This is a genomic window from Lapidilactobacillus dextrinicus DSM 20335 (genome assembly GCF_001436095.1).
Lineage (GTDB): Bacteria > Bacillota > Bacilli > Lactobacillales > Lactobacillaceae > Lapidilactobacillus > Lapidilactobacillus dextrinicus.
In genome coordinates, this window is record NZ_AYYK01000002.1 from 22,418 (window position 1) to 33,819 (window position 11,402).

Annotated in this window: 12 protein-coding genes and 1 other annotated feature; of the genes, 11 read left to right on the forward strand and 1 reads right to left on the reverse strand. The window is 37.4% G+C overall.

Features of this window, described 5'->3' with window-relative positions:
* Positions 1-62: 62 nt before the first annotated feature.
* Positions 63-338, reverse strand: a complete 276-nt coding sequence (locus FC84_RS01500) for an acylphosphatase (RefSeq protein WP_057754306.1) — start codon at positions 336-338, stop codon at positions 63-65.
* A 154-nt stretch (positions 339-492) separates the two neighbouring features.
* On the opposite strand from FC84_RS01500, the gene FC84_RS01505 reads away from it, so the two are divergent.
* From FC84_RS01505 to FC84_RS01555, 11 genes are all read left to right on the forward strand, one after another.
* On the forward strand, positions 493-1,287 hold the full coding sequence (locus tag FC84_RS01505; protein WP_057754309.1) for a TrmH family RNA methyltransferase: 795 nt from the start codon (positions 493-495) through the stop codon (positions 1,285-1,287).
* A gap of 93 nt (positions 1,288-1,380) precedes the next feature.
* Positions 1,381-1,881, forward strand: a complete 501-nt coding sequence (locus FC84_RS01510; RefSeq protein WP_057754312.1) for an HD domain-containing protein — start codon at positions 1,381-1,383, stop codon at positions 1,879-1,881.
* Between the two features lie 31 nt (positions 1,882-1,912).
* Positions 1,913-2,269 carry a winged helix-turn-helix transcriptional regulator gene (locus FC84_RS01515; protein ID WP_057754315.1) on the forward strand — a complete coding sequence of 119 codons (357 nt, stop codon included), beginning with the start codon at positions 1,913-1,915 and terminating at the stop codon, positions 2,267-2,269.
* A gap of 60 nt (positions 2,270-2,329) precedes the next feature.
* Positions 2,330-2,550: a binding site (T-box leader), on the forward strand.
* Between the two features lie 57 nt (positions 2,551-2,607).
* A complete protein-coding gene (pheS, locus tag FC84_RS01520) occupies positions 2,608-3,657 on the forward strand; it encodes a phenylalanine--tRNA ligase subunit alpha (RefSeq protein WP_057754318.1) in 1,050 nt (349 codons plus the stop codon).
* A 2-nt stretch (positions 3,658-3,659) separates the two neighbouring features.
* Positions 3,660-6,074: a phenylalanine--tRNA ligase subunit beta gene (pheT, locus tag FC84_RS01525; RefSeq protein WP_057754321.1), complete on the forward strand. Its 2,415-nt coding sequence runs from the start codon at positions 3,660-3,662 to the stop codon at positions 6,072-6,074.
* Between the two features lie 128 nt (positions 6,075-6,202).
* Positions 6,203-7,354, forward strand: a complete 1,152-nt coding sequence (mltG, locus tag FC84_RS01530; protein ID WP_057754324.1) for an endolytic transglycosylase MltG — start codon at positions 6,203-6,205, stop codon at positions 7,352-7,354.
* A 159-nt stretch (positions 7,355-7,513) separates the two neighbouring features.
* A complete protein-coding gene (gene udk / locus FC84_RS01535; RefSeq protein ID WP_057754327.1) occupies positions 7,514-8,140 on the forward strand; it encodes a uridine kinase in 627 nt (208 codons plus the stop codon).
* Between the two features lie 133 nt (positions 8,141-8,273).
* The gene (gene greA, locus FC84_RS01540; RefSeq protein WP_057754330.1) at positions 8,274-8,747 is read left to right on the forward strand and encodes a transcription elongation factor GreA; all 474 of its coding nucleotides are present in this window, start codon (positions 8,274-8,276) and stop codon (positions 8,745-8,747) included.
* Positions 8,748-8,914: 167 nt separating this feature from the next.
* A complete protein-coding gene (liaF, locus tag FC84_RS01545) occupies positions 8,915-9,658 on the forward strand; it encodes a cell wall-active antibiotics response protein LiaF (protein WP_057754333.1) in 744 nt (247 codons plus the stop codon).
* Positions 9,655-10,728: a sensor histidine kinase gene (locus tag FC84_RS01550; protein ID WP_057754335.1), complete on the forward strand. Its 1,074-nt coding sequence runs from the start codon at positions 9,655-9,657 to the stop codon at positions 10,726-10,728. The genes liaF and FC84_RS01550 overlap by 4 nt, the downstream gene beginning before the upstream one ends.
* Positions 10,721-11,353, forward strand: coding sequence for a response regulator transcription factor (locus FC84_RS01555; protein ID WP_057754338.1), 633 nt, complete (start codon positions 10,721-10,723; stop codon positions 11,351-11,353). The genes FC84_RS01550 and FC84_RS01555 overlap by 8 nt, the downstream gene beginning before the upstream one ends.
* The last annotated feature ends 49 nt before the right edge of the window (positions 11,354-11,402 follow it).

Here is an 11,402-nt window from a genome sequence, read left to right on the forward strand (position 1 = left end):
TCCAGTCTAATCCATGATCTTAGAGGAATAATTAGAAAATTGGAAAGAGATTTGAAAACGAATTATTGAATTTTAAATTTACTGAGAGCCGGTTGAGGATCGATTGCTTGTTCACTAACGTGGTCAACATGACCACTTGGTGAAGGTGAGGCTTTGACAGCACCAATAAATTCTTGTAACGCTGGTTCTTCACCACTAGCTTCAATATAAACATCGCCATTATCAAGATTCGTTACAAAGCCAGCAATTTTTAATTGATCAGCGACCATTTTGGTCATCCAGCGAAAACCGACGCCTTGAACACGCCCGCTAACCGTAAGTGCAACACCACGACGCATAAAAATACACCTCAATTTAAAATGAATTGTTTAAAAATTAAAAAAATCACGAATAACTTGCACATTTATCTTAACAATTATTTATTTTTAGCTCAACAGAAGTGTCTGTCAAAATATATTTCTGTTATGATAGAAGGCGAGTGAGGAAAAAATGATGCAGAAAATCGAATCAGTTAAAAACGAACAAATTAAAAAGATTAATAAACTAAAACAAAAGAAATATCGCCAACAAGCAGGTAAGTACTTACTAGAAGGTTGGCACGTGATTAAAGAGGCGCTCATCAATCGACCTCAAGAAGTCGAAATAATCTTAACAGTTAGTGACCATCTTGCAGTATTGCGCCCTTATCTTCGCGATCATTCTTGGATTGTGTTAGAAATTAACGATCGGGTTGCCGAAGTTTTAAGTGATACTGTCCACACCGATGGTATTTTTGCTGTGGCTAAGTTGCCTGAATTCTCAGAAACAACATTGCTGAATCACGAAAGTAAACCTTGGTTAGTTTTGGATCAGGTTCAAGATCCGGGCAATGCTGGTACAATGGTTCGAACAGCGGACGCTGCTGGTTTTTCCGGTGTGATTTTTTCAGCTGGTGCAATTGATCCCTTTAATAGCAAAGTGGTCCGTTCCATGCAGGGCAGTCAATTTCATTTAATAGTGGCGCAAGTTCATGATTTAAAGGCATTCTTAGAAATACAACGCCAGCAAGATTACCAAATTTTTGGCACTTTAGTGGATAGTTCAGCCACAGATATTCGTCAGATTGCGTTAGCTAATCAACGATACGTCTTAATGATGGGCAATGAGGCTCATGGTTTATCGACTGAGTTAGCAGCGCTTGCCGATGATAATTTGTATTTACCAATTTTTGGTCAGGCAGAATCACTAAATGTCGCCATTGCTGCGGCAGTTTTGATGTATCAATTACAAATGCAAGTCGACTTATAAAAGGTAAGCCAATTTAATTCCCTTTTGATGTAAAAGTTGCTACAATAGCAATTAGTTAAGTTGATGTGGATTATAACTCAAGGAGTAGTGTCGATGACGGAAGAAACACCTTGGCTACAAGATGAAGAATATATGGCTTTGGTTGATGATTTGTTAACAACGCCGCAAGTACAAAAGCTAGCGGAGTTTACGCAACACCATTATACAGATCGCTTGCAACATAGTTTGCGGGTTTCTTATTACAGTTACTTATTGGCAAAGAAGCATCATTTAGATTATCGAGCAACAGCTCGAGCAGGCTTATTACATGATTTGTTTTATTATGATTGGCGGACGACTAAGTTTAATTCGGGAACGCATGCCTATATTCATCCCCGCATTGCTTTACGGAACGCTGAACGGTTAACTGACTTATCAACTAAAGAAAAAGATATTATCATCAAGCACATGTTTGGTGCGACTTTGGCATTGCCTAAGTATCGCGAGAGCTGGATTGTATCTTTAGTTGATGATTATGTTGCGGTTAAAGAAGTTGGTGTGCCATGGCGGGGCAAAGTTGGGCAACGCTTGGCTAAGTTTAAATCAATTATTTAGTTGTTTGTTGAATTAGTTTGGAGGAATCACCATGGTTGAAACTCATGAATTTGCAACCAGCGTGGCTGTTGATGAACCCTGTCAAATTTGTCCACGTTTTGAAAAAACATTTGAATTACTAGGTAAAAAATGGAACGGTTTGATTATTAGTGTGCTTTGCGAAAATGATCAGCTTCGTTTTAAAGATCTAGCTAAATCAGTTACAAAATGTTCTGATCGCGTCTTAGTCGAACGATTAAAAGAACTTGAAGGCGAAGGAATTATTGTGCGTGTCTCAACTAGAGAAGGCCATCAAGTGGTTTATTCTTTAACGGATAAAGGCCGTGCGTTAATGCCAGTTATGGATGCTGTTCATGATTGGGCCGATCAATGGGAGCCTGTGGCTTAGTTAATTAGCGAATTAGGCTTGACTATCAATTTTTACCATTGTAAGATGAATGCAATTGAAAAGTGTACATTGAAGAAAGCTAGTAGTTTACTGAAACAAAACAGAGAAACGATTAACAGCTGAGAAATCGTTATTGTGAAGGTGAATGAATTCTTTTCTGAGTTAGTTTCTGAACAACAGTTGTTAATTAAGAAATTACGTTAGTCGCGTTATGACTTTAAGTGTTGCTTAGCATTATGATAAGCAAAATTAGGGTGGTACCGCGATGCCTCGTCCCTTTGTTGGACGGGGCTTTTTTGTACGCAAAAATGATCAATGATTTTAGAGGAGGAAATGACATGTCATTAAAAGACCAGCTGGAACAGTTACGCCAGAAGGGTGTTCAAGATATTAACGAAACTGATTCCCAAAAACAGCTTAATGAAATTCGGGTTAAATTACTTGGCAAAAAGGGACCAATCACTGAAGTTTTAAGAGGAATGAAAGATTTGACGCCAGATGAGCGTCCTAAAGTTGGCGCTTTTGCAAATGAGATCAAGCAAGATATTGCTCAAGCGATTGAAACACGTTTAACAGAATTAAACAAGGTTGCTTTACAACATCGTTTGCAACACGAAACAATTGATGTGACGTTGCCAGGCCAACCTGTTAAAACCGGTACACCTCATATCTTGAATCAAATGATTGATGATATTGAGGAGTTATTTGTTGGTTTAGGTTATCAAGTGATTGATGGTCCAGAAGTAGAAACAGATCACTACAACTTTGAAATGATGAATATCCCTAAGAACCATCCTGCTCGAGATATGCAAGACACATTTTATATTACTAACGAGCTTTTAATGCGGACGCAAACATCGCCTAACCAGGCTCGGACTTTGGAAAAGCACGATTTTAGCAAGGGTCCTCTAAAAATGATTAGTCCCGGCCGAGTTTATCGTCGTGATAATGATGATGCAACGCACTCTCATCAATTTACTCAAATTGAAGGTTTAGTTATTGACAAACATGTGACAATGGCTGACTTAAAGGGTACTTTAGAAGTTTTAGCTAAGCATGTTTTTGGTGAAGAACGTAAGATTCGGTTACGCCCAAGTTACTTCCCATTCACGGAACCTTCCATCGAAGTTGATATTTCTTGCTTTGCTTGTGGTGGTTCAGGTTGTAAAGTCTGCAAATATACTGGTTGGATTGAAGTATTAGGGGCCGGAATGGTTCACCCTAATGTTCTTAAAAACGTCGGTGTTGATCCCGATGTCTATGGCGGTTTTGCCTTTGGCTTAGGACCAGATCGTTTTGCAATGTTGAAATACGGCATTAATGATATTCGTCAGTTCTACCAAAATGACTTACGCTTCTTACATCAATTCCAACAGGAGGCTAAATAATTATGAAAATCTCTTACCAATGGCTCAATCAATTCGTTGATACTAAGCAGATCGATCCTCAAGAACTTGCTGATCAAGTTTCTTTAACCGGAATTGAAGTCGCTAGTGTTATTGCCCCAGACGCCGGTTTGAAAAAAATCGTCGTCGGTCATGTTTTGAGTACTAAACCACATCCAGATTCTGATCACTTAACATTGTGCCAAGTTGATATTGGTACAGAAGAACCTGTGCAGATTGTTTGTGGCGCACCTAATGTAGCAGCTGATCAATATGTAATCGTGGCCTTACCAGGTTCACGGATCGCTGACAATGTTAAAATCAAACGCGGTAAAATGCGTGGTGAGGCCTCTGAAGGCATGATTTGTGCTTTACAGGAAATTGGCTTTAGCGACAGTGTCGTACCTAAAGAATTTCAAGATGGCATTTATGTTTTCCCAGAACCAAAACCAGTTGGCGAATTAGTCTTCAAGTATTTGGGAATGGATGATCGCTTGATCGATTTTGATATTACACCTAATCGTGCTGATACGTTAGGTATGCACGGTGCTGCTTGGGAAGTTGGTGCCATGTTACATCAACATCCACAATTCCCAACAGTTGAAGTGAATGAAAGTAATACTAAGACCAGTGATTTATTAAAGGTAACCGTTGAAAATCAAGACAAAGTGCCACAATATTTATTAAAAGTGGTCCAAGATGTTCAAATTCAACCAAGTCCACTGTGGTTGCAAATTCGCTTATGGAATAATGGTGTTCGGCCAATTAATAATGTCGTTGATATTACTAACTATGTTATGTTGGAATACGGTCAACCATTACATGCTTTTGACTACGACAAGTTAACGAGTCATGAAATTCTAGTTCGTCAGGCTCGTGATCAAGAGAAATTGACCACACTTGATGGTGAAGAACGTGAATTAGTGGCAGAAGATATCGTCATTACTGATGGTCAGAAACCAGTTGCCTTAGCCGGGACTATGGGTGGCCTCGATAGTGAAATTACCACGCAAACTAAAAATATTGTGATTGAATCTGCTGTATTTGATCGTACTAGCGTGCGTAAAACAGCGCAACGTCATAATTTGCACACAGAAGCCACAACCCGTTTTGAAAAAGGAATTGACGAAAGTGCCACTGAAGAAGCACTGCAACGTGCAGCTCAGTTAATGACTGATTTAGCAAATGGTCAATCTAGCCAAGGTGTTTTAGTTGGCCATCAAGTTGTCCCCGCTGCTAAAGAAATTCTAGTTGATCCTAAGCATGTTAATCATGTTTTGGGCACAGCTATTAGTGCTGAACAAATGGCTGCTATTATGACTGATCTAGGATTTACTCATCAAGGGCAAGCTGACAAATTGTTGGTAACAGTACCAATTCGTCGTTGGGATATTGCCATTGAAGCCGATTTGGTTGAAGAAATTGCCCGCCTTTATGGTTATGATAAGTTACCTAGCACATTGCCTGTGGGCACGCAAACAATTGGCCATTTTAATAAAAAACAAACTTTGATTCGTAAAGTTAAAAAATTATTACTTGCTAATGGTTTAGACGAAGTTGTTAGTTATGCATTGGTTAATGAAAGTGAAGCCGGCCGGTTTACTTATCAGCCATCTACTGATATTAAATTGGCTTGGCCAATGACACAAGATCATGCTTACTTACGTCAAAATTTAGTTAGCGGCTTATTAAATGATTTAAAATATAATTTAGCTCGTAAGCAAACCAACGTTCAAATCTTCGAGCAGGGTAATGTTTTCCAACAAATTAATGATGGTGAAGAGCCAAAAGAAACGCCAACCTTGGCCGCTTTATGGACAGGTACAGTTAATGAAGATAGTTGGTTAGGCAAGGCTCAAGCTGTTGACTTTTATTATGCTAAGGGTGTCTTAACTGACTTATTCAGAAACTTAGGAATTGCTGAATTGGTAACTTATCAAGCCGATGATGCCATTGCAGAATTACATCCTGGCCGCACTGCTAAAATAATGTTGGGCGAACAAGTCTTAGGCTTTGTTGGTGAGTTACATCCAACATTCCAGCATGAATTAGATTTGCCAGAAACTTATGTCATGCAATTAGATTTAGATGTGATCTTAAATCAAGAGTTGCCAATGTTAGTTTCGCAAGCAGCACCAAAATATCCAGCTATTGAGCGCGATCTAGCCTTAATTGTTGACCAAAAGGTAACTAACGCGGCTGTTGTTGAGGCTATTAAGTTAGCTGCAGGTAAATATTTGACCAATGTTCAAATATTTGATGTCTTTACTGGTGAAAATATTGGTGTTCATAAACAATCATTAGCTTATCGGCTTCATTTCCAAAATCCAGATGCAACCTTAACTGACGATCAAGTGACAATTGCTATGACGAAGGTAGCAACAAAACTTCAAGATGACTTTGCTGCACAAATTCGTTAATTGCTGTTTTAAACTTGAGATTTGCTAAGAATACCGATAATATTTGTGCGACTTTCTTAAATATTTCAAAAAAAAGGGTGCGTTAGCACCTTTTTTGGTATAATGGCACAAGATAGTTTTAAGGGAGGATGGCTAGATTGGCTTCACGACAAGATAATCAAGCGCATCGCAAGGCTTCAGAGATTAACAAGAAAAAAGCAAGATTAGCTGCAGAAACACGAACTGTCCATCATTTGGTTTATTGGATTGTTGGTATTATTACAGCGTTATTAGTTGTGATTGGTTTACTAACTTACCATTATGTTAAATCATCATTAAAACCATTGGACGTCAACAATACTGAAAAGGTAACCGTTAAGATTCCGATTGGTTCTAGTAACAAAGATATTGCTACGGAATTACAAAATAAAAAAATCATCAAGAGCGCTGCTGTTTTTAGTTATTATGTTAAGGCCCACAACTACAGTGATTTCCAGGCTGGTAAATATTACTTCAGTCCCTCAATGACCTTGGATCAGATCATTACCCAACTACAAAAGGGTCATTCAACACGAAAGGTTATTGCTAAAGTGTTGGTTAAAGAAGGGGTAATGGTTGAAGATATTGCTTCAGCGGTTGCTAAGAATACCAACTGGTCTAAAAAAGAATTCCTAGATTTAATGAAGGATCAAGATTTCTTAGAATCTCTAGCTAAGAAGTATCCTAAATTATTGAAGTCAAGCATGGCCTCATCAGGTGTTCGTTATCACTTAGAAGGTTATCTTTTCCCATTAACTTATAGTGTTTATGAAAAAGAAACCCTGAAACAGTTGGTAACGCAAATGGTTAAAGCAACTAATGAACAAATGGCACCATATTATGATACTATTGCTCAAAAGAACTTAACGGTGCAACAAGTCATGACCTTATCTTCATTAGTTGAACGTGAAGGTGTTAAGGAAACTGACCGTAAAAAGATTGCCGGTGTCTTCTTTAACCGTTTGGACATTAACATGCCAATTCAGTCAGATATTTCTGTTATGTACGCATTAAATACGCATAAGGAAAGTTTGACTAATAAAGATACATCCGTTGATTCACCATATAATTTGTATGTGCATAGTGGATATGGACCTGGTCCATTCAACTCACCAAGTTTACAATCAATCAGAGCAGTACTTGATCCAAGTGAACGTGATCAAAATTACTTGTACTTCGTTGCTAATTTGAAGACAGGTAAAGTTTATTACTCACATACCTATGAAGAGCATTTGACAACAAATTCAAGTATTGGCCAATAAAAAAGTCAAACGAAAATCAATGACGTTTGATGCTTAAGCTAACCGTTCTGTTTAGATCGCTCTTTGATCAAGCAGGACGGTTTAGTTAAGTCATCTAACTTTAGGCCTTTAGTTGATAAATAACTAGGATTTCTATATTTTTTATAAAAAAGGGGCATTATGGTGCAAAAACCAATAATTATTGGCGTTACAGGTGGTTCTGGTAGTGGTAAAACAACTGTCAGTCAACGTATTTATGAAAGTGTTGCAGGACATTCTGTAGCCATGATTCAACAAGACGCTTATTATAAACATTCAGATTTACCAATTGAAAAACGACGTCAAATTAACTTTGATCATCCGTTATCTTTTGATACTGATCGCTTATTAGCTGATTTGCAAAAGCTATCTGATCGTCAAGCTGTTGATGTGCCAATTTATGATTATAAATTGCGTAATCCTTCTGCAGAAACGCGTCATCAAGAACCAAAAGATGTTGTTATTATCGAAGGTATTTTGATTCTAGATGATGAACGCTTGCGCGATTTAATGGATATTAAGGTCTATGTTGATACAGATGACGATATTCGTTTGTTACGGCGAGTTGAGCGAGATATTCACGAGCGAGGACGCAGTGTGGAGAATGTGTTTGCTCAATATTTAAAGACCGTTAAGCCAATGTATCATCAATTCATTGAACCTACTAAACGTTATGCTGATGTGATTATTCCTGAAGGTGGCGAAAATAGCGTGGCCATTGATTTATTGGTTACCAAAGTTCGCTCCGTTTTAAAACATGAAGGTTAAAATCACGTTGTTGAATGATAATTAAAGTCAGATTGACATTGTCTAGAGGATTGACAAAAAGTGAACTTGACCCTATGATATTATTTTAAATAGTAAATCGAATTTAAGATTCGAATTTTTTGAGGTGTATGAAATGGCAGATAAAGTTTTCCCTATGACTGCTGAGGGTAAAGAGAAGTTAGAAAACGAACTTAATGAATTAAAAACAGTTAAAAGACAACAAGTTATTGAAAGAATTAAAATCGCACGTGGCTTTGGTGATTTATCTGAAAATTCTGAATATGAATCTGCAAAAGATGAACAAAGCCAAGTTGAAACACGGATTAGCCAAATCGAAGAAATGTTGCATTATGCACAAGTTATCGATTCTAGCAAGATTGACCCAGATGAAGTTTCAATTGGTAAGGATGTAACATTCCTTGAAGATGGTGAAGATGATCCTGAAACTTATACTATTGTTGGTTCTGCTGAATCTGATCCTGCTGCTGGTAAAATTAGTAATGATTCACCAATTGCTAAAGCATTGCTCGGTAAGAAAAAAGGCGACAAAGTTAGCATTGAAACACCAGGTGGTTCTTTTGAAGTAACCATTACAGCGGTTAAATAAAGTTGCTCTTAAAAAGTTTGATGCATGATGGCATCAAACTTTTTTTATGGTTAAGTTAAAATATCAACGAGAAGATGATTAGTAGCGATGTCAGTCTCTAGACAGATGGTATCTTGATCAATTATTGTTATAATTAAATTAAAATTATTAAGGACGAGGATGTTTATATGCGTAAAATGCTGCCATTTTTGGGCATCGTCATTGCAGCTAGTCTGATTTTGTTAGGATGGCAAATTTTCAGTACGCCTTCTGCGTTAATTTTCTTAATTTCGGGTATTTTGATTTGTCTATTAATTAATAAGCGCCGCCAAAAAAATAAACGTAATAGCACATTTTTAACCTTTCTCGCCGTTTTTTTGATTGTTTTAGGGTTAGCCTCTAATCAAGCTTTTTGGTGGTTAATGTTCTTGCTATTATTATTTGTTGGTATTTTTATGCCAGAAATTTTTGGTGAATCGGGCCATTTCTTCTGGCGTAAAAAGAAATATTTTGCGCCACAGATTAATCCAGATGATCAAGCTAAGAAGCAAGAAGATTGGTCAATTTCGACGAATAAATGGTTTGGCGATCAGAATTTAGGCAATCAGATTTATCAATGGCATGATATTAATTTAAAGGAATTGGCTGGCGATACAATCATTGACTTAGGGAATACCTTACTACCAGCCGATCGAGAAAATATTGTCATTTTACAAAAAGGGCTGGGTAATACAAGAATTTTGGTACCCTTTGGCACCGGGATTTATTTAGAACATTCTACTTTTATGGGTGAAGTGACCTTTGCAGATCAACGCCATCAATTAAAAAACCAATCCTTACAAATAAAAACGCCAGATTATCAAAATAGTCAACGACGCATTAGAATTGTGACAAGTCAGTTAGCTGGTGATTTGGAGGTGGTCTTTGTATGAGTCGCTTCCGTAGTGCGTGGCTATTTTCATTAATTACTTTAGGAACACTAGTTTTTGCAGGCATTCCGATTCTTAGTGCTGCTTATCTTAATTCAGATTGGCAATTATTACGTTATACACTCTTACAAGAGTTTTTTAATATGCCATTGATTATTTACTTAATTATTGGTGCAGCTATCTTTAGTTTGCTCATTGTTATCTTGGTTAATTGGTTCTTTCGTCGTTATGAACAACGTCAATTAAGCCAAGTAAATAGCATTATTCAAGGTAATTATGTGGAACTGCAAGCAAAGACAAAAGCACCAATGGAATATGGTTGGCAAGATTCATTAATTGATAAACGATTTCAACAATTAAATGAAAAAGTAGTTAGTTTACAGCAAGAATTACAGGTTTATTCTAATCAACCATTACGCTTTGAAGGCGAAACTCGTGAGCAGATCTTGGTTGGTGAGCGTCATCGTCTGGCCCGGGAATTGCATGATTCTGTTTCCCAACAATTATTTGCAGCGATGATGATGTTATCCGCGCTAAGTGAATCAGCACAGCAAAATGATATTGCTGATAACTATCAGCAAATCATCACGAAGATTGAAAATGTTATTAATCAGGCTCAATCGGAAATGCGGGCCTTATTGTTACATTTACGGCCGACGAATTTGGAAGGACGCTCATTAAAAGAAGGTATTATTCAATTACTGAAAGAATTACAAACTAAAATTAAGATTAAAATCACCTGGGATATGGATGACGTTAAGTTACAGTCCGGTGTTGAGGATAATTTATTTAGAATTGTTCAAGAATTGCTTTCAAATACGTTACGACATGCCAATGCTGACCAAATGCAGGTATACTTAAAGCAAGTCAATCAAACGGTTGTTTTACGTGTTGTCGATAATGGCGTTGGTTTTGACATGGCCCAACAAGAAAAGGCTGGAAGTTACGGTTTAACAAATATTCAGGAACGTACTGAATCAGTTGGCGGCACGGTTAAAACGATTAGTTTTAAAAATCAAGGTACTAGCGTAGAAATTCGCGTGCCAATAGTGTCGGAGGAAGAGCATGATTAAAGTTCTAATTGTTGATGATCATGAAATGGTTCGCCTAGGTATTTCATCTTATCTAGGTGTCCAAAGTGATATGGAAGTTGTTGGTGAAGCTGAAAACGGTCAAGAAGCTGTTGAAAAGGCATTGGCATTACGTCCAGATGCCATTTTAATGGATGTTGTGATGCCAGAAATGGATGGTATTGCTGCTACCAAAGAAATATTGCGGCAATGGCCAGAAGCTAAGATTATTATTTTAACAAGCTTTATTGACGATGAAAAAGTTTATCCTGCGATTGAAGCAGGAGCTGCTAGTTACATATTAAAAACGTCAACGGCTGCCGAAATTGCGAAAGCGATTCGCGCAACGGCTAATGGTGAATCAGTGCTAGAACCAGAAGTGACGACTAAGATGATGAATCGAATGTCACAAAAGAATCAACCGCAATTATATGAAGATCTAACAGCCCGTGAACGGGAAGTTTTAATGTTAATTGCTAAAGGTAAAAGTAATAAAGAAATTGCCGATGAGTTATTCATTACTTTAAAGACCGTTAAAACTCATGTCTCGAATATTTTGGCTAAATTACAAGTTGAAGATCGTACACAAGCTGCAATTTATGCCTTCCAGCATCACTTAGCTGAATAATAAGCAAATCAAAAAGAGTGGGACAAAAGTTGTTTAGGCAATGAGCATC

Excerpts from the sequence above, each read along its gene's own strand:
- FC84_RS01500 (WP_057754306.1), bottom strand. The coding sequence starts at position 338 with ATGCGTCGTGGTGTTGCACTTACGGTTAGCGGGCGTGTTCAAGGCGTC.
- FC84_RS01505 (WP_057754309.1), top strand. The coding sequence starts at position 493 with ATGCAGAAAATCGAATCAGTTAAAAACGAACAAATTAAAAAGATTAAT.
- FC84_RS01510 (WP_057754312.1), top strand. The coding sequence starts at position 1,381 with ATGACGGAAGAAACACCTTGGCTACAAGATGAAGAATATATGGCTTTG.
- FC84_RS01515 (WP_057754315.1), top strand. The coding sequence starts at position 1,913 with ATGGTTGAAACTCATGAATTTGCAACCAGCGTGGCTGTTGATGAACCC.
- pheS (WP_057754318.1), top strand. The coding sequence starts at position 2,608 with ATGTCATTAAAAGACCAGCTGGAACAGTTACGCCAGAAGGGTGTTCAA.
- pheT (WP_057754321.1), top strand. The coding sequence starts at position 3,660 with ATGAAAATCTCTTACCAATGGCTCAATCAATTCGTTGATACTAAGCAG.
- mltG (WP_057754324.1), top strand. The coding sequence starts at position 6,203 with ATGGCTAGATTGGCTTCACGACAAGATAATCAAGCGCATCGCAAGGCT.
- udk (WP_057754327.1), top strand. The coding sequence starts at position 7,514 with ATGGTGCAAAAACCAATAATTATTGGCGTTACAGGTGGTTCTGGTAGT.
- greA (WP_057754330.1), top strand. The coding sequence starts at position 8,274 with ATGGCAGATAAAGTTTTCCCTATGACTGCTGAGGGTAAAGAGAAGTTA.
- liaF (WP_057754333.1), top strand. The coding sequence starts at position 8,915 with ATGCGTAAAATGCTGCCATTTTTGGGCATCGTCATTGCAGCTAGTCTG.
- FC84_RS01550 (WP_057754335.1), top strand. The coding sequence starts at position 9,655 with ATGAGTCGCTTCCGTAGTGCGTGGCTATTTTCATTAATTACTTTAGGA.
- FC84_RS01555 (WP_057754338.1), top strand. The coding sequence starts at position 10,721 with ATGATTAAAGTTCTAATTGTTGATGATCATGAAATGGTTCGCCTAGGT.